Annotated in this window: 12 protein-coding genes and 1 pseudogene; 6 read left to right on the top strand and 7 right to left on the bottom strand. The window is 67.4% G+C overall.

The annotated features are described in order from the left end of the window. Window positions 1-153 precede the first annotated feature (153 nt). Both tsf and rpsB read right to left on the bottom strand, forming a co-directional pair. Window positions 154-1,032 (bottom strand): translation elongation factor Ts, encoded by an 879-nt coding sequence (gene tsf, locus I6H87_RS15615; RefSeq protein ID WP_010809600.1) that lies wholly within the window; start codon window positions 1,030-1,032, stop codon window positions 154-156. A gap of 296 nt (window positions 1,033-1,328) precedes the next feature. Continuing rightward, entirely contained in the window at window positions 1,329-2,075 is a 747-nt protein-coding gene (gene rpsB / locus I6H87_RS15610; RefSeq protein ID WP_010809601.1) for a 30S ribosomal protein S2, read from the bottom strand. 336 nt (window positions 2,076-2,411) lie between these two features. On the opposite strand from rpsB, the gene map reads away from it, so the two are divergent. The 3 genes from map (at window position 2,412) to I6H87_RS15595 (ending at window position 7,674) form a co-directional block, all read left to right on the top strand. Next, entirely contained in the window at window positions 2,412-3,230 is an 819-nt protein-coding gene (gene map / locus I6H87_RS15605) for a type I methionyl aminopeptidase (protein ID WP_010809602.1), read from the top strand. An 87-nt stretch (window positions 3,231-3,317) separates the two neighbouring features. Further along, window positions 3,318-5,900: a [protein-PII] uridylyltransferase gene (locus I6H87_RS15600; RefSeq protein ID WP_011615472.1), complete on the top strand. Its 2,583-nt coding sequence runs from the start codon at window positions 3,318-3,320 to the stop codon at window positions 5,898-5,900. Window positions 5,901-5,922: 22 nt separating this feature from the next. Further along, window positions 5,923-7,674 (top strand): pseudouridine synthase, encoded by a 1,752-nt coding sequence (locus I6H87_RS15595; protein ID WP_011615473.1) that lies wholly within the window; start codon window positions 5,923-5,925, stop codon window positions 7,672-7,674. 88 nt (window positions 7,675-7,762) lie between these two features. Here the strand turns inward: I6H87_RS15595 and def are convergent, their stop codons facing one another. The 4 genes and pseudogenes from def to smc all read right to left on the bottom strand — a co-directional run bounded on the left by def (window position 7,763) and on the right by smc (window position 15,289). Next, entirely contained in the window at window positions 7,763-8,296 is a 534-nt protein-coding gene (def, locus tag I6H87_RS15590) for a peptide deformylase (protein ID WP_010814172.1), read from the bottom strand. 14 nt (window positions 8,297-8,310) lie between these two features. Next, window positions 8,311-10,440 (bottom strand): NAD-dependent DNA ligase LigA, encoded by a 2,130-nt coding sequence (gene ligA / locus I6H87_RS15585; RefSeq protein ID WP_010814173.1) that lies wholly within the window; start codon window positions 10,438-10,440, stop codon window positions 8,311-8,313. 12 nt (window positions 10,441-10,452) lie between these two features. Beyond that, window positions 10,453-11,777, bottom strand: a pseudogene (locus I6H87_RS15580) (cell division protein ZipA C-terminal FtsZ-binding domain-containing protein). Further along, complete coding sequence (smc, locus tag I6H87_RS15575) at window positions 11,774-15,289, bottom strand: chromosome segregation protein SMC (protein ID WP_010814175.1); 3,516 nt, start codon at window positions 15,287-15,289, stop codon at window positions 11,774-11,776. The pseudogene I6H87_RS15580 and the gene smc overlap by 4 nt, the downstream one beginning before the upstream one ends. 430 nt (window positions 15,290-15,719) lie before the next feature. Here smc and I6H87_RS15570 point away from each other — a divergent pair, with 430 nt between their 5' ends. After that, window positions 15,720-16,547, top strand: coding sequence for a ferritin-like domain-containing protein (locus I6H87_RS15570; protein ID WP_011615475.1), 828 nt, complete (start codon window positions 15,720-15,722; stop codon window positions 16,545-16,547). A 17-nt stretch (window positions 16,548-16,564) separates the two neighbouring features. Here I6H87_RS15570 and I6H87_RS15565 read toward each other — a convergent pair whose 3' ends face one another. Further along, window positions 16,565-17,533 (bottom strand): DMT family transporter, encoded by a 969-nt coding sequence (locus I6H87_RS15565; RefSeq protein ID WP_010814177.1) that lies wholly within the window; start codon window positions 17,531-17,533, stop codon window positions 16,565-16,567. 194 nt (window positions 17,534-17,727) lie between these two features. Between I6H87_RS15565 and dapC the strand changes: the two genes are divergently transcribed. After that, window positions 17,728-18,927, top strand: a complete 1,200-nt coding sequence (dapC, locus tag I6H87_RS15560; RefSeq protein ID WP_010814178.1) for a succinyldiaminopimelate transaminase — start codon at window positions 17,728-17,730, stop codon at window positions 18,925-18,927. 187 nt (window positions 18,928-19,114) lie between these two features. Then, window positions 19,115-19,942 carry a 2,3,4,5-tetrahydropyridine-2,6-dicarboxylate N-succinyltransferase gene (gene dapD / locus I6H87_RS15555; RefSeq protein WP_010814179.1) on the top strand — a complete coding sequence of 276 codons (828 nt, stop codon included), beginning with the start codon at window positions 19,115-19,117 and terminating at the stop codon, window positions 19,940-19,942. Window positions 19,943-19,985: the final 43 nt, after the last annotated feature.

The raw sequence follows: 19,985 nt of genomic DNA, 5'->3' as shown, positions 1-19,985 counted from the left end.
CGGACTGCCGGACCACCACGGAAACTGGCTGCTGCGGTGCAACGCGGCCTGCGCCGCGCCGCACTACTTATGCAGAGGGGCACCTTACGGCGCCCCTGCGGCATTATAGGCGCCCGGACCAGCCCGAACGGGCAGTCCGCGGCGCCCCGGACATCAGCCCTTCTGGGCAGCGGCCACCTGGGCGGCCACTTCAGCGGCAAAGTCGTCCTGCTTCTTCTCGATGCCTTCGCCCACCACGAACAGGGTGAAGCCCTTCACGGTCGTGTTGGCGGCCTTCAGCATCTGCTCAACCGTCTGCTTGTCGTTCTTCACGAACGGCTGGTTGAACAGCGAGACTTCCTTCAGGTACTTCTGCACCGAACCCTCGACCATCTTGGCGACGATCTCGGCCGGCTTGCCCGACTCGGCAGCCTTCTGCTCGGCAATGCTGCGCTCCTTGGCGATCAGGTCGGCGGGGACCTGCTCGGCCGACAGCGACACCGGCTTCATGGCGGCCACGTGCATGGCCACGTCCTTGGCGGCGGCTTCGTCGCCATCGAACTCGACCATCACGCCGATGCGGGTGCCGTGCAGGTACGAAACCAGCTTGCCGCCGTTGGCGTAGCGGGCAAAGCGGCGGATCGTCAGGTTCTCGCCGATCTTGCCGATCAGGGCCGTGCGGGTGGCTTCAACGCTCACGCCGTCGATTTCCAGCGCCGACAGGGCGGCCACGTCGGCCGGGTTCTGCTTGGCGATCAGTTCGGCGACCTTGGCCGAGAACGCGAGGAAGTCGTCATTCTTGGAGACGAAATCGGTCTCGCAGTTCAGTTCGACCAGCACGCCGGTGGTGCCGTCGATGAACGATGCGACCACGCCTTCGGCAGTCACGCGCGAGGCGGCCTTGCTGGCCTTGTTGCCCAGCTTGACGCGCAGCAGCTCTTCGGCCTTGTCCAGGTCGCCGTCGGCCTCGGTCAGGGCCTTCTTGCACTCCATCATCGGCGCGTCGGTCTTCGCGCGCAGTTCTGCAACCATGCTTGCGGTAATTGCCGCCATTTGTCACTCCTTGAATGGTTCACGCCGGCTGCCGGCAGTCGCCTGCGGCACCCGGTCGGTGGGTCTACAGCACACCCGCGGCAGATACTGCCTGCGGCGGATGACAACAATTCAAATTCAAAAAAAGGGGGCGCCAGATGTGCCCCCTTTTAATTGCCCTTCTTGCCCGGCTGCCGGCGTACCCCGGCTTTCGCCTTGCGCGCAGCCCGTGATGACGGGCGGCAAGCGTTGCTTGTCTGTCGTGCGGTGACGATGCGCGCTAGCGGGTTCCTTTCCGGCAATCAGGCGGCGGGCAATCAGCCTTCCTGCACTTCGACGAATTCGTCGTCGCCGCCGCGAGCGGCTTCAACCACTTCCTGCACCGCGTTGGCACGGCCTTCCAGGATCGCGTCGGCCACGCCGCGCACGTACAGGGCCACGGCCTTGCTCGAGTCGTCGTTGCCCGGGATCACGTAGTCGATGCCTTCCGGCGAGTGGTTGGTATCAACCACGCCGATCACCGGCACGCCCAGCTTGTTGGCTTCGGTCACGGCAATCTTGTGGTAGCCGACGTCGACCACGAAGATCGCGTCCGGAACGCCGCCCATGTCCTTGATGCCGCCGATCGACTTTTCCAGCTTGAGCATCTCGCGCTCGAACATCAGCGCTTCCTTCTTGCTCATGGTTTCCAGCGCGCCGGCTTCCTTGGCGGCTTCCATGTCCTTCAGGCGCTTGATCGAGGTCTTGACCGTCTTGAAGTTGGTCAGCATGCCGCCGAGCCAGCGGGCGTCGACGTAGGGCATGCCGGCACGGCCAGCTTCTTCAGCCAGGATTTCGCGCGACTGGCGCTTGGTGCCCACGAAAAGGATGGTGCCGCGATTGGCTGCCAGCTGACGCACGTACTTCATTGCGTCCTGGAACATCGGCAACGTCTTTTCGAGGTTGATGATGTGGATCTTGTTGCGATGACCGAAGATGAAGGGGGCCATCTTCGGGTTCCAGAAGCGGGTCTGGTGGCCGAAGTGGCAACCGGCTTCCAGCATTTCGCGCATGGTAACGGACATGTAAAACTCCAGAGGGTTAGGTCTGAAGCCCGCCCCGACATTCCTGAAAAGGAACACCCCGGATAGGCGGGCCAGCGATTTCAAACGACAGCAGGAACAATCCTGCAAAATACCGGCCTGGCGCACGCAATGCTGCGCCGCAACCAAGTCAGCCCGCTATTGTAGCAACAAAAGTGCGGCCCACTCAAGCCGCCCGGCTTCCTGGCGCCCTGCGGACTCCGCCCAGCACCGGCGCGCACAGGCTGCGATCTGGCCCCGATGGTGCGATAATCCTACATTGACCTTTCGATTTCGGCGCGGCCAGTGGCCTCGCCATCACTTTTTTGGCGACGCAGCATGAGCATTCACCTGAACACCGCCGAAGACATCGCCCAGATGCGCGTGGCTTGCCGCCTTGGGTCCGAGGTCCTCGACTACATCACGCCCTTCGTTCAGCCAGGCATCACCACCGGCGAGATCGACCGCCTGTGCCACGCCTACATGCGTGAAGTGCAAGGCACTGTGTCGGCGTGCCTGAACTATGCCCCCCCCGGCTATCCGCCCTTCCCCGGCGCGATCTGCACCTCGGTCAACGACGTGATCTGCCATGGCATTCCGGGCGACCGCGTGCTGAAGAACGGTGACGCGATCAACCTGGACATCACGGTCATCACCAAGGAAGGGTACTACGGCGACAACAGCCGCATGTTCATCGTCGGCGAGGGCTCGATCCTGGCCAAGCGCCTGTCGCAGGTGACCTATGAATGCATGTGGAAGGGTATCGCGCAGGTTCGCCACGGCGCCCGTCTGGGCGACATCGGCCACGCCATCCAGATACACGCCGAAGCCGCCGGCTACAGCGTGGTGCGCGAGTACTGCGGCCACGGCATCGGCAAGAACTTCCACGAAGACCCGCAGATCCTGCACTACGGCCGCCCGGGCACCGGCGCCGAGATCAAGGCCGGCATGATCTTCACCATTGAGCCGATGATCAACGCCGGCAAGCGCGATATCCGCACCATGCCCGACCAGTGGACGGTCAAGACCCGCGACCGCAGCCTGTCGGCGCAGTGGGAGCACACCGTGCTGGTCACGGAGACCGGCTACGAGGTCCTCACGGTATCGGCCGGGAGCCCGGCGCCGCCGGCCTTTATCACCGATTCCGTCGCGGCCTGAGGTCGCACTGAAGCCAGGGGCGCCTGACCGGGCGCCTTTCTTTTTCCAGCCGTGCCCACCAATCCGCTCGCCGAGCCCGCCACCACCATGGACACCACGCCGGAACTGCTGCTTGCCGCGCGCGTGCGCGACCAGCTCAAAGCCGACAAGCAGGCACTGTTTGCCGACTTCAACATCAGCGCCAATGTCGGCACGCTGATCACGCGGCTGCGCCGCGCCGTCGACGCCGGGCTGGTGGAAGCCTGGCGCGGCCTGGGGATGCCCGCGGGCGCGGCGCTGGTGGCGGTGGGCGGCTATGGCCGCGGCGAGCTGCTGCCTTACTCCGACGTCGACGTGCTGCTGTTGCTGCCCGCCGAGCCAGACCAGGACACCACCGGGCGCCTGGAGCGCTTTATCGGCCTGTGCTGGGACCTCGGGCTGGAGATCGGCTCTTCGGTGCGCACCGTGGACGATTGCATCCGCGAGTCGCGCCAGGACGTCACCATCCAGACCTCGCTGCTGGAAGCGCGGCTGCTGACCGGCAGCCGCAAGCTGTTCGAGTCGATGCGTACGCGCTACCTCGCCGACCTGGACCCGGCCGCGTTCTTCCAGGCCAAGCTGCTGGAAATGCGCCAGCGCCACGCCAAGTACCAGGACACGCCCTACTCGCTCGAGCCCAACTGCAAGGAAAGCCCCGGCGGCCTGCGCGATCTGCAGGTGATCCTGTGGATGACCAAGGCGGCGGGCCTGGGCGACAGCTGGAAAGAACTTTTCGAGCGCGGCCTGCTGACGCAGCGCGAAGCGCAGGAGCTCGCGCGCAACGAGCGCCTGCTCAAGACCATCCGCGCGCGCCTGCACCTGGTGGCCGGCCGGCGCCAGGACGTGCTGGTATTCGACCTGCAGACCGCGCTGGCGGAGTCCTTCGGCTATCGCCAGACCACCAGCAAGCGCGCCAGCGAACAACTGATGCGCCGCTACTACTGGGCGGCCAAGGCAGTCACGCAGCTCAACAGCGTGCTGCTGCTGAACATCGAGGCGATGCTGTTCCCGAGCGAGTCTCAGGTGACGCGCGTGCTCAACGAGCGCTTTGTCGAGCGCCAGGGCATGCTGGAAATCACCAGCGACGACATCTATGAACGCGACCCGCACGCGATCCTGGAAACCTTCCTGCTGTACCAGCGCACGCCCGGCGTGAAAGGCCTGTCGCCGCGCACGCTGCGCGGGCTGTACAACGCGCGCACCGTGATGAATGCGGGCTGGCGCAACGATCCGGAAAACCGCCGCCTGTTCCTGGCCATCATGCAGGAGCCGCAGGGCATCACCCACGCGCTGCGCCTGATGAACCAGACCAGCGTGCTGGGCCGCTACCTGATCAACTTCCGGCGCATCGTCGGCCAGATGCAGCACGACCTGTTCCACGTCTACACCGTGGACCAGCACATCCTGATGGTGGTGCGCAACATGCGCCGCTTCGCCATCGTCGAGCACACCCACGAGTTCCCGTTCTGCAGCCAGCTGATGGCCAGCTTCGACAAGCCGTGGGTGCTGTGGGTGGCAGCGCTGTTCCACGACATCGCCAAGGGCCGCGGCGGCGACCACTCGAAGCTTGGCACCGTGGATGCGCGCCGCTTCTGCAAGCAGCACGGCATTGCGCGCGAAGACGCCGACCTGGTCTGCTGGCTGGTCGAGCACCACCTGACCATGAGCCACGTGGCGCAGAAGCAGGACCTGACCGATCCCGATGTGATCCACGCCTTTGCCCGCGTGGTCGGCAGCGAACGCTACCTGACCGCGCTCTACCTGCTGACCGTGGCCGACATCCGCGGCACCAGTCCCAAGGTATGGAACGCGTGGAAGGGCAAGCTGCTGGAAGACCTGTACCACATCACGCTGCGCGTGCTCGGCGGCGCGCGCGTGGATTCGCATTCGCTGTGGTCGCAGCGCAAGGAAGACACCATCTCCGAGCTGCGCCTGAAGGCCTTCGACCCGGCGCTGGGCAAGTCCCTGTGGGCGCAGCTCGACGTGGCTTTCTTCCTGCGCCACGATTCGCACGATATCGCCTGGCTCACGCGCCACCTGTACAACAAGGTGGACAGCCCCACGCCGGTGGTCAAGGCACGCGTCTCCCCCGCCGGCGAAGGCCTGCAGGTGGCGGTCTACGTCAAGGACCAGCCCGACCTGTTCGCGCGCATCTGCGGCTACTTCGAGCGCAAGGCATTCTCGATCCAGGACGCCAAGATCCACACCACGCGCCACGGCTACGCGCTGGACACGTTCCAGGTCACCGACCCCGGCATGGCCGGCGACGGCGGCAGCTACCGCGACATCATCGCGCTGGTCGAGCACGAACTGTGCGAGCGGCTGCGCCTGCAAGGCGCACTGCCCGAACCCACGCAGGGGCGGCTGTCGCGCCAGTCGCGCAGCTTCCCGATCAAGCCGCGCGTGGACCTGCGCCCCGACGAGCGCGGCCAGTATTACCTGCTGTCGCTGTCCGCCAACGACCGCACCGGCCTGCTGTACGCCATCGCCCGCGTACTGGCACGGCATCGCGTATCCGTCCACACGGCACGCATCAACACCCTGGGCGAACGCGTCGAAGACGTGTTCCTGGTCGACGGCAGCCGCCTGGCTGCCGACAACCGATTGCAGATTCAGCTTGAACAGGACTTGCTCGCCGCCCTCGCCATCTGAGGCGGGCGGGCAGCATCAACATATGACCGACAGCAATTCGCCGAAGCGCAAGACGCTAGGTATCAAGGCCGCCAGCGACACCGGCACGGCCGCGCGCAAGACCGGTACCCGCCCCGTGCGCGTGTCCGACCTGAACCGCAAGCGCGTGCAAGCCGTCTCCGAAGGCATCAAGCGCGCCCAGGAGCGCGCCGGCGGCAAGACCGGCGGCCGTCCGGCCCAGGGCGAAGCGCAGGCCCGCGCGCCGCGTCCCGCTGACGGCGAACGCCAGGCACGCCCGCGCCGCCCGGAAGGCGGCGAGGCGCGTCCGCGCCGCTTCGGCGATGACGAAAGCCGTCCCCGCCGTTATGGCGATGACCGGGGCGAGGCACGTCCGCGCCGCTTCGAAGGCGGCGAGGCGCGCCCGCCGCGCCGCTTCGGCGACGACGACAACCGCCCGCGCCGCACTGGCGATGACCGGGGCGAGGCACGTCCGCGCCGTTTCGAGGGCGGCGATTCGCGTCCGCCGCGCCGTTTTGGCGACGACGACAACCGCCCGCGCCGCACGGGCGACGATCGCGGCGAGGCACGTCCGCGCCGTTTCGAAGGCGGCGAAGCGCGCCCGCCGCGCCGCTTCGAGGGCGGTGATTCGCGTCCGCCGCGCCGTGCTGGCGAGGACAACAACCGCCCCCGCCGTTTCGAAGGCGCCGAATCGCGTCCGCGCCGCGTTGGCGATGACGAGAACCGCCCTCGCCGCTTCGAAGGCGCCGACTCGCGCCCGCGCCGCTATGGCGACGACGAGAACCGTCCCCGCCGCTTCGAAGGCGCCGACTCGCGTCCGCGCCGTTATGGCGATGACGACCAGCGCCCGCGCCCCGCGCCGTCGGGCGAGCGCCGCCGTGAAGGCACCGCGCCGGCACGCCGCTTCAGCGACACCGCCGACCGCATCCGCACCGCAGGCCCGGCACGCCAGCAGGCACCGGCCGCGCGCCAGGAAAAGCCCGCCCGCGCCGAGTCCAGCCACGACGATGGCCTGGTGCGCCTGTCCAAGCGCATGTCCGAACTGGGCCTGTGCTCGCGCCGCGAAGCCGACGAATGGATCCCGCACGGCTGGGTGCTGGTCGACGGCAAGCCCGTGACCGAACTGGGCAGCCGCATCCGCCCCGACGCCGAGATCGAGATCATGCAGGAAGCGCGCTCCGAACAAGGCGAGCGTGTCACGGTGCTGCTGAACAAGCCGGTGGGCTACGTCTCCGGCCAGGCCGAAGACGGCTACGAGCCGGCCGCGGTGCTGTTCACCCCCGAGAACCAGTGGGAAGGCGATCCCACGCGCAAGCGCTTTGCCCCGTGGCAACGCAAGAGCCTGGCACCCGCCGGCCGCCTTGATATCGACTCAACCGGCCTGCTAGTGCTGACGCAGGACGGCCGCGTCGCGCGCGCGCTGATCGGCGAGGATTCGACCGTCGAGAAGGAATACCTGGTGCGCGTGATCTGGCACTCGCCGCAGGGCGTGGTCGAGCGCAATATCAGCGCGGAATTCCCGGCCGATGATCTCGAGCTGCTGCGCCACGGGCTGTCGCTGGATGGCGTTCCCCTCAAGCCGGCCAAGGTGAGCTGGCAGAACGAGGAGCAGCTGCGCTTCGTGCTGCGCGAAGGCCGCAAGCGCCAGATCCGTCGGATGTGCGAGCAGGTCGGGCTGCAGGTGGTCGGCCTCAAGCGCGTGCGCATGGGACGCGTGGTGCTGGGGGACCTGCCGCCGGGCAAGTGGCGGTTCCTGGGGCAGTTTGAGAAGTTCTGATTCCGGAATTCGCCGACACAAAAAAACCGGTCCTGGGGACCGGTTTTTTTGCGCCTTGCGCGGGTTCGATACCGCGCCGCACAGCTCTTCAATCGTCGTTATTCGGCGGCAGATCCGGAAACAACACCTCCGTAAACCCAAACTGCCTGAAGTCCTTGATCCGCATCGGATAGAGGATCCCCTGCAGGTGGTCGCACTCATGCTGCACCACACGCGCATGGAAGCCCTCGGCCACGCGCTCGATGCGGTTGCCCATCAGGTCATGGCCGCTGTACTTCAGCCGCAGGTGGCGCGGCACCACGCCGCGCAGGCCGGGGACGGACAGGCAGCCCTCCCAGCCGTCCTCCATCTCGTCGGACTCCATTTCCAGCACCGGATTGATCAGCACTGTCTTGGGCACGGTCGGCGCGTCCGGGTAGCGCGGGTTGCGGTCGAAGCCGAAGATCACCACCTGCAGGTCCACGCCGATCTGCGGCGCGGCCAGGCCCGCGCCGTTGGCGTGGTCCATGGTGTCGAACATGTCTTCGATCAGCGTGCGCAGCTCCGGCGTATTGAAGCGCTCCACCGGCCGCGCCACCTGCAGCAGGCGCGGATCGCCCATCTTGAGAATCTCGCGGATCATGGTTGTTTCCCCGGTTATTCCTGTGCCGGCGCGGCGCCGGCCTCTGCCAGCAGCGCCAGCATGCCGGCCTCGTCCAGCACCGGCACGCCCAGCGCCTCGGCCTTGTCGAGCTTGCTGCCTGCCTCGGCGCCCGCGACCACGTAGTCGGTCTTCTTCGATACCGAACCCGCCACCTTGGCGCCGGCGGCTTCCAGCAGTTCCTTGGCGTCCTCGCGCGACATGGTGGGCAGCGTGCCGGTCAGCACGAAGGTCTTGCCCGACAGTGGCGCCGGGGCCTTGGCCACCGGCTCGCTTTCCGTCCAGTGTACGCCTGCGGCGCGCAGTTGTTCGATGACCTCGACGTTGTGCGGCTCGGCAAAGAAGTGCGCGATCGACTGCGCCACCACCGGGCCGACGTCGTTCACCTCCAGCAGCGCGGCTTCGTCGGCTGCCATCAGCGCATCGAGCTTGCCGAAATGCCTGGCCAGGTCCTTGGCGGTGGCTTCGCCCACATGGCGGATGCCCAGCGCGAAGATAAAGCGGTTCATGGTGGTCTCGCGCGACGCGTCGATCGCCGCCACCAGGTTGGCCGCCGACTTGTCGGCCATGCGCTCCAGCGCGGCCAGCTTGGCCACGCCCAGCTTGAACAGATCCGCCGGCGTGCGCACGATGCCCTGGTCGACCAGTTGCTCGACCAGCTTGTCGCCCAGGCCTTCGATATCCATGGCGCGCCGCTGCGCGAAGTGCAGCAGCGCCTGCTTGCGCTGCGCGGCGCAGATCAGGCCGCCGGTGCAGCGGGCGATGGCTTCGTCTTCCAGCTTTTCGATATGCGAGCCGCAGACCGGGCAGGCAGTCGGCATCACGAACGCGCGCGCATCGTCGGGGCGGCGTTCGGTCACCACGGCGACCACCTCCGGGATCACGTCGCCGGCGCGGCGCACGATCACGGTGTCGCCGATATGCACGTCCTTGCGGCGGATCTCGTCCTCGTTGTGCAGCGTGGCGTTGGTCACCGTGACGCCGCCGACAAACACCGGCTTGAGCCGCGCCACCGGCGTGATCGCGCCGGTGCGGCCGACCTGCACTTCGATGTCCTCGACGATGGTGGTCATTTCCTGCGCCGGGAACTTGTGCGCCAGCGCAAAACGCGGCGCGCGCGAGACAAAGCCCAGGCGCTCCTGTTCGGCCAGTGCGTTGACCTTGTAGACCACGCCGTCGATGTCATACGGCAGCGCGTCGCGGCGCTGGCCGATATCGCGGTAGAAATCCAGCAGGCCCTGCGCGCCCTTCACCACCGCCCGGTCCTTGCACACTGGCAGACCCAGCGCGGCAAAGCCGTCGAGCATGGCGCTGTGGGTGGGCGGACGGTCCACGCCCTGCAGCTCGCCCAGGCCGTAGGCGAAGAACGACAGCGGCCGCTTGGCGGTGATGCGCGGATCGAGCTGGCGCAGGCTGCCCGCGGCGGCGTTGCGCGGGTTGACGAAGGTCTTCTCGCCGGCCTCGGCCTGGCGTTCGTTGAGCTTGTCGAAGTCGCCGCGGTACATGAAGACTTCGCCCCGCACTTCAAGCACGGCGGGAGCCTGGCCGCGCAGCTTCAGCGGGATCGCCTTGATGGTGCGCACGTTGACCGTGACATCTTCGCCGGTCTCGCCGTCGCCGCGGGTGGCGGCCTGCACCAGCCTGCCGTCCTCATAGCGCAGCGACATGGCCAGGCCGTCGAACTTCAGCTCGCAGGCGTACTCGACCGCATCGGCCGCGCTGAACAGGTCCTGCTCGCCGGCTGCGGGCGCGGTGCGGCCCAGGCCCTGCGCGCAGCGGCGGTCGAAGTTCAGCACGTCGTCGTCGGCGAAGCCGTTGTTGAGCGACAGCATCGGCACGCGGTGGCGCACCGAATCGAAGGCCGACAGCGGCTCGCCGCCCACGCGCTGGGTGGGCGAGTCCGGCGTCTGCAGTTCGGGATGCTCCAGCTCCAGCGCCTGCAGCTCGCTGAACAGCGCGTCGTACTCGGCGTCGGGAATGGTAGGCGCGTCCAGCACGTAGTACTGGTAGTTGTGGCGATCCAGCTCGTCGCGCAGCCAGGCCACGCGCTTGGCGGCGGCTTCGGGCGGCAAGGGGCCGGCGGGCGCGGAGGCATCTGCCTGCGCGCCGCGGTGTGTTGCGGTCATGGCAGGCTCCGGCTAGATACTGAACAGGCGCTGCGCCACCAACGAACCGGCCGGCATGCCGCGCGCTTCCAGCTTGTTGTACAGCGTTTCAAGCTGGCTGAAGATCGCGACGAACGAGGCCTCGGTCAGCGGCCGCAATTGTCGTCGACCAGCTGCGCGCCCATGCGCTGGGCCAGCGTGTGACCGTATTCGCACACGGTCTTGAACGGCCTGGCGGCCTGGTCGGCCACCGGCACGTCGAGCAGCAGCGTGATCTGGCGGCCGGCCTTGACGGTCAGGTCGTCGCGCAGGAAGTTGGTGTCGCCGAACTGCAGCGTGAACAGCGGACGCTGCACGCCCTCGGCATTGGCCTGGTAGCGGATAAAACGCGTGCCGTCGCGCGACAGCACCAGCCCGTCCTGCGTGGCAACGTTCTGCACGTACGCCGCCGACCACGGCGCGCCATCCGAGATCACGTTGACGCCCAGCTGCACGTCGCAGCCGGCGGCAAAGCCGTCGAGCTCGCGCGCATTGGCGACGGTCTCGCTCATGTCCGGCAGGTCGGCCGAAGCGTCGAGCGACTCGGCCAGCGACTCCACCGCGGTGATGAACTCCGAAAATTCCAGCGCGTTGAGCGGGCCGCCGCGGTTGGCCAGCTGCACGCCGACCTGCAGGTCTTCGTACTGGTGGCCGGCGGTGACCGGCTCCCATGCATTGGCTTCGGTGCGCAGGCCCTCGATATGGACCTGCTTGGTGCCGGCGCGGCGCAGCCGGCCGGTCAGCGGCAGGATGCGGTCACCGGAGGCCTTGCGCTCCAGGTGCAGGGGCACGATGCAGTCGATCAGCGGATCGATCAAGGCAGGCGTGGGCTGGCCATCGGGCACGGCGGCCACCGGAGCTGGGGCGGGTGCAGGTGCGGGAACCGGGGCCGGAGTGGCCTCGGCTTTGGCTTCAGCCTCGTCCTCGGCGGCCTCGGCATGCGTCGCGGCGGTCGCGACGGACACTTCCTCGGCGACGACTTCGTCGGCGTCCGCGGTGCTTGCGGCGGCCGCAGCGGCGGCAGCCGCATGGTTGCTGTCCGTCGCCACCGCGGCACCGGCCGTGGCCTGCGCCGGAGATAGCGTCGGCTCACGCCGCGGTGCCTGTTCGGCAGCGGCTTCGTGCAGGCGCGCGGCGGTTTCCGGCGCGGTGCCCTGCCCGACCACCGGCTCGCGCATCGGCGGCAGGTCGTCTTCGGGGCTGAGCTCGCGCGGGCGGCGCGCCTTGCGGATCTGCCACTGGTTGTAGCCGAACACCAGTACCACGAAAACCAGGCCCGCGACGATCAGCGCGGTCTGCAGGTCCATGTTCAGTTTCATGCTGCCTCCGCCATCGAAACCGCCGCGTCCATATCCACGGCCACGATACGCGAAACGCCCTGCTCCTGCATGGTCACGCCAATGAGTTGATGAGCCATTTCCATGGCAATCTTGTTATGTGAGATGAAAACGAATTGAGTCTTGTCCGACATGCGCGCCACCATATTGGCGTAGCGTTCGGTGTTGGCGTCGTCCAGCGGCGCGTCCACCTCGTCCAGCAGGCAGAACGGTGCCGGGTTGAGCTGGAACATGGCAAACACCAGCGCAATCGCGGTCAGCGCCTTCTCGCCGCCCGACAGCAGGTGGATGGTCGAGTTCTTCTTGCCCGGGGGCTGCGCCATCACCTGCACGCCGGCGTCGAGGATTTCCTCGCCGGTCATGATCAGGCGCGCCTGGCCGCCGCCGAACAGCGACGGGAACAGCTCGCCGAAATGATGGTTGACCTGGTCGAAGGTGCCCTGCAGCAGCGCGCGGGTTTCCTGGTCGATTTTGGCGATCGCGTCTTCCAGCGTATTGATGGCGTCGTTCAGGTCGGCCGACTGCGCATCGAGGAAGGTCTTGCGTTCGCGCGCCGCCGCCAGTTCATCGAGCGCGGCCATGTTGACCGGGCCCAGCGCGTTGATGGCGTTGTTGATGCGCGTGACTTCGCCCTGCAGGTATGACGGCTTCAGATCGCCGGTCAGCTTGTCGGCCAGCGCGGCCTCGTCCACTTCGGCCGCGGTCAGCTGCTCGCTGAACTGCTCCTGGTTCAGGCGCGCGGCCTGTTCCTTGAGCTGCAGCTCGGTGATGCGGTCGCGCAGCGGCTGCAGGCTGCGCTCGGCGGCCAGGCGCTGCTCGTCGTGCTGGCGCAATTGCGCCGACAGCGCATCGAGTTCGGTGCGCGCGATGGTGAGCTTTTCTTCCTTCTCGGCGCGGCGCTCCAGCGCTTCCTGCAGGCCGGTATGCGCGGTCTGCTCGTTGATGGTCTCCAGCTCGGCGCGGGCGTTTTCCAGCGATTCGGCGATGCGTTCGGCCTGGTCGGCGGCCACCTGGATATTGCGGCGCAGCTCGTCGATGCGGCTGGCCAGGTTGCGCTCGGCAAAGAGGGCTTCCTGTGCGGCGCGCTCGAAATCACGCAGCTGGTGGCGCGCGCCCGAGAGCTTGCTGTCCAGCGCCTCGAAGGCCATTTGCTGGTCTTCGTGAGTGGCCTGCATCTCTGCCAGCGCGGCGTCATGCTGCTCGAAGCTGGCTTCGGATTCGGCCCGGATGGCGCGTTGTTCCTCGATCTGCGCGTGGATTTCGTCCAGCTCCTCGCGGATCTGGCCGCTGCGGGCGGAGTAGCGCTCCATCGCCTGCGACAGCTTGAGCACGTCCATCTGCAACGCGTGCACGCGGCGGGTAGCCTGCTCGGCGCGCGCGCGGGCATCGCCGAGCCCCTGGCTGGCCTGGGTGTAGGCCGCTTCGGCACGCACCGCCTGGGTCTTGGCTTCGTCGGACAGCAGCAGCTGCGCGCGCGCCTGCTTCTGCAGATTTTCGATCTCCTGCTCGCGCGCCAGCATGCCGGCCTGCTCGGAATCGGCGGCGTAGATCTGGATGGCGTTGCGGCCCACCAGGTGGCCCTCGGCCACGACGAACGACGCGCCGTCAGGCAGCGTGTTGCGTGCGGCCAGCGCCTGCGCCATGTCGGTGGCGACATAGATATCGGCCAGCCAGTCCTGCATCACGGCGCGGATGCCCGGCTCAGTGATCTGGACCAGCGACATCAGCGGGCGCAGGCCGGCAGGCGTTTCCAGCGGACGGGCGGCGGCCGGCGGCGAGTAAAACGCCAGCTTGGCCGGCGGCGCGTCGGACAGGAAGGCCTTGACCCAGTCCAGGTTCGACACTTCCAGCGCGGCCAGCTTCTCGCGCAGCACGGATTCGAGCGCGTTTTCCCAGCCCGGCTCGATATGGACCTTCTTCCACAGGCGGGGCAGCTCGGCCAGCTCATGCCTGGCCAGCCACGGCTGCACCTTGCCGTCGGTCTGCACGTTCTCCTGCAGCTGGCGCAGCGCCGACAAGCGCGCCTCCAGCGTGGCGATTGCGGAGGCTTCGCTGTGCACGCGCGCCTGCGCGGCGCGGCGCGCTTCGTCCAGGCGCGGCACGCTCTCTTCGGCGTCGGCCAGCACGGCCTGGGCTTCCTCGACCAGCGCTTCCTGCTCGGCCAGCTCGGCGCGGGCCTGCTCCAGGCGGGTCTCGTCGGGACGGTCCAGGCCCTTTTCTTCCGCCGACAGGCGTTCGCGGCGCTGTTCCAGCTGCTGCAGCATCTGGTCGGCGCTGCGCTGCTGCGCGGCTTCGAGCTTCAGGGCCTGCTCGGCCTGCATGATGCCGGCGCGCTGCTCGTTGAGCAGTTGCTGGGCGTCGCGCCATTGCCCTTCCAGCGTCGGCAGTTCGTCGTTCTTGTGGGCGACGGCTTCCTGCGCCTCGACCGTGCGGCCTTCGGCCACGGCCAGGTTTTCTTCGGCCTGCGCCAGCTCGTCGGTGGCCTGTTCGGCCTTGCCCTGCCACTGCTCGCGCTGCCCGGTCAGCGCGGCGATCTGGGCCTGCACGCGATTGCGCGATTCCACCACGTAGCGGATCTCGGCTTCGAGCTTGCTAACTTCGGCGTTGGCCTCATACAGCGCGCCCTGCGCGGCGTGCATGCCATCGGACGCCGCGTAATGCGCGGCGCGCATGGTTTCGAGCTCGGCTTCGACATGGCGCAGCTGCGCGGTCTGCGCTTCCAGGTCGATCTGGGCCTGCTCGATGGCGCGCTGGTGGCGTTCCTGCTCTTGCTGGGCCTCGCGCTTGCGCAGCAGCCACAGCAGGTGCTGCTTTTCTTCGCCGTCGGCATGCAGCGTCTTGAAGCGTTGCGCCACCTCGGCCTGGCCTTCCAGTTTTTCGAGGTTGCTGCCGAGTTCGCGCAGGATGTCCTCCACGCGGGTCAGGTTCTCGCGCGTGTCGGACAGGCGGTTTTCGGTTTCGCGGCGGCGTTCCTTGTACTTGGACACGCCCGCGGCTTCTTCCAGGAAGATGCGCATGTCATCGGGCTTGGCCTCGATGATGCGCGAGATCATGCCCTGCCCGATGATGGCGTAGGCGCGCGGGCCCAGGCCCGTGCCCAGGAAGATGTCCTGGATGTCGCGCCGGCGCACCGGCTGGTTGTTGATGTAGTAGGACGAAGTGCCGTCGCGGGTCAGCACGCGCTTTACCGCGACTTCGGCGTACTGGCTCCACTGGCCGGCGGCGCGGCCCTCGGCATTGTCGAACACCAGTTCGACACTCGCCCGGCCGGCCTGCTTGCGCGCGGTGGAGCCGTTGAAGATGACGTCCTGCATGGATTCGCCACGCAGCTCTGACGCACGTGACTCGCCCAGCACCCAGCGCACCGCATCGATGATGTTCGATTTGCCGCAGCCGTTGGGACCTACGATGCCGACCAGTTGGCCGGGCACTTGAAAATTGGTGGGATCGACAAATGACTTGAAGCCCGCCAGCTTGATCGAGGATAGTCGCACGGTTTCTCGTGTGGTATCGGCCACTCCGGTATCGGAACCGGGTCGGCCTGGTATCGGGGCTATTGCACTGTTCAGAAAGCCGGGCTGCGCGGGAGCCGGCGCGGCGTGACGCCAGCACCTCAAAATACCCCTCGGGCCCGAGAATTGGGGCTAATCATACCATCGCAGATGCCTTCGCCGGCCCGTTTGGCAGTCGCCCCGGCGTCATATCCCATGGCCGATTTCCCTTGCTATTCCGCCCCTTACAAGCGTTTCCGCAAGCACTTTGGCAGGCGCCGTGGGCGCTGTCAGCCAGCGTTGCCGGCCAATCGCCGGGAAACTAATTAGGGTAAATGCTAGTCTCTGATCTGTCGGCGTGACTCCGGATGCGCTCCGAGCCAAACGCCCGTGAACGCCCCTCGCAGCCTTTGGCCAACCAGGAGGACAGAGCATGAGTGAACCGTCAACGGCCGCCCGGCCGTGGTCTGTCAGCGACATCAACTACCAGGCGATCGACGTGGAACGCGTACGCGGCGACCGCGATCTCTTCTACCTGTTGGTGTCGGCCTCGTTCATCGAGAGCGGATCCGACACCTATGCAGGCAACCTTGCCACCTATTACGCCCGTGTGCCCGACGCGGCCGACTGGCTTGCCGAGCACTGGGAAGCCGAGGAACTGCAGCACGGGCTGGCGCTGCGGCGCTATGTCGAGCATGTCTGGCCGGAATTCGACTGGGAGCGCGGCTATGCACGCTTCTTCGACGAGTACAGCAAGACCTGCTCGATCGACCAGTTCGAGCCGACCGAGGGCCTGGAAATGGCGGCCCGCTGCGTGGTGGAAACCGGCACCGCCGCCTACTACCGCGCGCTGGAACAGGCCAGCGACGAACCGGTGCTGCGCGACCTGACGCGGCGCATCTCCAACGACGAGGTGCGGCACTACAAGCACTTCTACCAGTACTTCAACCGCTTTGCGGCATCCGAGCGGCTGGGCCGGCTGCGCGTGCTGGGTGCGCTGGCGCGCCGGCTGCTGGAGATCAAGAACGAGGACGCCGCGATCGCGCTGCGCAATGTGCTGCGCATGGAGCGCGGTGTGGAAGCGGTGTCAGAAGCCGAGGTGCGCGCGCTCAATGCGCGCGTGTCCGGGGTGATCCGGCGCAACATCCCCATCGAAATGACCGTGAAGATGCTGCTGCGGCCGCTGCACTTGCACCGCGGCGTCGAGCGCGCGGTACGGACGCCCCTGGTGGCAATGGTGTCGCGGGTCATGCTGCACTGAAGCGCCCGCCGGCTCAGTCAGTGACATGCCGCTGCCTCGGCGCCCGCTGCGGCCGGCGCTGGCGCGCGGCTCCGGTGCACCAGTCCCGACAAAGCGCCGGCGGCGATGATGCACAGGCCGCCGGCCGCTTCCTTCCAGCTCAGCACCTCGGTCGCCAACCACCACGAGGACAGCGCTGCGATCACGATTTCGAACAGCATCAGCAGCGACACGCGGTTGGCCGGCAGCCGCTGCAGCCCGTATTGCACCACCGAGTTGCTGACCACCAGCACCGCCGCCAGGCCCAGCACCAGCATGCCCACGCTGACCTGCGCGCCCGCGACGATGGCCACCGACGGGCCATCGAGCAGCAGCGCGGCCGGCACGCCCACCACCGTGCAGCCCAGATAGACCACCACCGTGCGCACGCGTGCGTCCATGTCCGGGAAGCGCTGGCCGGCGCGGCGCGACAGCACATTGTTGACGGCAAAGCCCATGCCGCCGATCAGGCCCGACCATTCGGCGGCGGAGCCCGGCAGCGGCACGCCGACCTCGGGCGTCCACAGCATCAGCCCGGCGCCGAACAGGGCCAGCGCCACCAGCGACAGCCCCGCCGCCGACAGCCGCTCGCCCAGGAACAGCCGGGCAAACAGCGCGGTCCAGACCGGGGTCAGGTAGAACAGCAGCAGCACGCGCATCACATGGCCGTTGACGCTGCCCCAGACGAAGCCGGCGTTGGTCACGCCCGCCGCCAGCCCGATCGCGACGAACAGCAAGTGCGGGCGCAGGCCGGCCAGGTGCCGGCGGAAGACCAGCAGCGACAGCACCGCCGCGACCGAGCTCACCAGCGCCGCGGCGTGCATGCCGCCCAGACCCCAGCCCGCCAGCACGCGGTACGGGAACCAGGCGATGCCCCAGACCGAGGCGCCGATCAGGATGGAAAGCGATGCCTTGACCGCATGGCGGTCGGCCGGCGCATGCTGCGCCGCAACAGTATTTGTGCTCATAAAGGGGATCAAAGCGAGGCGAGCCGGGCCGCCGACCGGTGACAGGCAGGCAGGGTCCGGACGGCGCCGGCGGCATCACCAGGGCGTGATGCCCGCCATCCGTGCTCGTGGCCGGCCGCGCGGGCCGGGCCGGCGCACGGAAACCCGCGCCGTTCCTCTATAATGCGTCGTTTTAACCGGCCCCGACTGACACTGTGAATCCGCGCCTCGACCTGCTCCAGCCCTACCCGTTCGAGAAACTGCGGGTGCTCTTTGCGCAGGTAAAGCCTGCCGACAAGCCGGCCATCAGCTTTGGCATCGGTGAGCCCAAGCATCCGACGCCTGAATTCATCAAGCAAGCGCTGGCAGAGTCGCTCGCGGGGCTGGCGAATTATCCCACAACGGCAGGTTCCGATGCACTACGGCAGTGCATCGCCAGCTGGCTGGAACGCCGCTACGGCCTGCCCAAGGTCAACGCCACCACCGAAGTGCTGCCGGTGACCGGCTCGCGCGAGGCGCTGTTCGCCTTTGCCCAGACCGTGGTCGACGGCACCCGCGCGGGCGCGCTGGTGCTGTGCCCCAACCCGTTCTACCAGATCTACGAAGGCGCGGCGCTGCTGGCCGGCGCCACCCCGGTGTTCGCCAACAGCGACCCGGCGCGCAACTTCGCCCCGGCCTTCGACCGCATCGCCGACGAGGTCTGGCAGAAGGTGCAACTGCTATTTGTGTGCACGCCCGGCAACCCGACCGGCGCGGTGCTGTCGCTGGAAGACTGGAAGCAGCTGTTTGCGCTGTCGGACCGCTACGGCTTTGTGATCGCCTCGGACGAGTGCTACTCGGAGATCTATTTCGACGAGGGCCGCGCCCCGCTGGGTGCGCTGGAAGCCGCGCACAAGCTGGGCCGCGGCCTTGACCGGCTGGTGATGTTCTCGAGCCTGTCCAAGCGCTCCAACGTGCCGGGCCTGCGCTCGGGCTTCGTCGCCGGCGACGCCGCGCTGCTGAAGAAATTCCTGCTATACCGTACCTACCACGGCGGCGCCATGAACCCGGCGGTGCAGAGCGCCAGCATCGCCGCCTGGAACGATGAATCGCATGTGCGCGAGAACCGCGCCGCCTACGTGCGCAAGTTCAGCGAAGTCACGCCGATGCTGGCTGAGGTGCTGGACGTGGCGCTGCCCGATGCAGGCTTCTACCTGTGGGCCGATGTCTCGCGCACCGGCCTCACCGATACCGAATTCGCCGCGCGCCTGCTGGCCGAGCAGAACGTGACCGTGCTGCCCGGCAGCTACCTGGCGCGCGAAGCCGACGGCATTAACCCGGGGGCAAACCGCGTGCGCATGGCGCTGGTGGCGACGCCGGAGGAATGCCTGGAAGGTGCGCGCCGGATCGTGGAATTCTGCAAATCGCTGGCCTGAGGCTTTGGCCTTGACCACTGGTTTGCTCCCCTCTCCCGCTTGCGGCAGAGGGGCCGGGGGAGAGGGCAGGCGGTTCTACCAGCGTGGTGCCTTGCTAGACCACCCCTCTCCCCGACCCTCTCCCGCTGAGGGGAGAGGGAGAACACAATTGGCCGAACATCAACATTCAACACCTGAGAAAACGAACATGACGCAAGCTCTGCAAGCCCTGATCGACCAGGCCTGGGAAGACCGCACCAGCCTGTCGCCCAAGTCCGCCCCCAACGACATCCGCGAGGCCGTCGCCAACGTCATCAGCCAGCTGGATTCCGGCGCGCTGCGCGTGGCCGAGAAGCAAGGCAAGGACTGGATCGTCAACCAGTGGATCAAGAAGGCCGTGCTGCTGTCGTTCCGCCTGGAAGACAACGCGCCGATGAGCGCCGGCGGCTTTGCCCAGTTCTACGACAAGGTGCCGACCAAGTTCGCCAACTGGAGCGCAGACGACTTCGCCAAGGCCGGCTTCCGCGTGGTGCCGCCGGCCGTGGCCCGCCGTGGCTCGTTCATCGCCAAGAACGCGGTGCTGATGCCGTCGTACGTCAATATCGGCGCCTACGTCGACGAAGGCACCATGGTCGACACCTGGGCCACGGTCGGTTCGTGCGCACAGATCGGCAAGAACGTCCACCTGTCGGGCGGCGTGGGCATCGGCGGCGTGCTGGAGCCGCTGCAGGCCAACCCGGTGATCATCGAAGACAACTGCTTTATCGGCGCGCGCTCGGAAGTGGTTGAAGGCGTGATCGTGGAAGAGAACTCGGTGATCTCGATGGGCGTGTACCTGGGCCAGTCGACCAAGATCTACGATCGCGAAACCGGCGAGATCCACTATGGCCGCGTGCCGGCCGGCTCGGTGGTGGTGGCGGGCAACCTGCCGTCCAAGGATGGCAAGTACAGCCTGTACTGCGCCGTGATCGTGAAGAAGGTCGACGCGCAGACCCGCGCCAAGACCAGCCTGAACGACCTGCTGCGCGGCGACTGAGCACGCCTGGCGCAGCCCGCAACGGCTGCGCCGCCCCGTCCCG

The sequence above is a fragment of the Cupriavidus necator genome, from assembly GCF_016127575.1.
GTDB classification, from domain to species: Bacteria; Pseudomonadota; Gammaproteobacteria; order Burkholderiales; family Burkholderiaceae; genus Cupriavidus; species Cupriavidus necator_D.
This window is presented reverse-complemented; position numbering and strand designations above follow the sequence as displayed.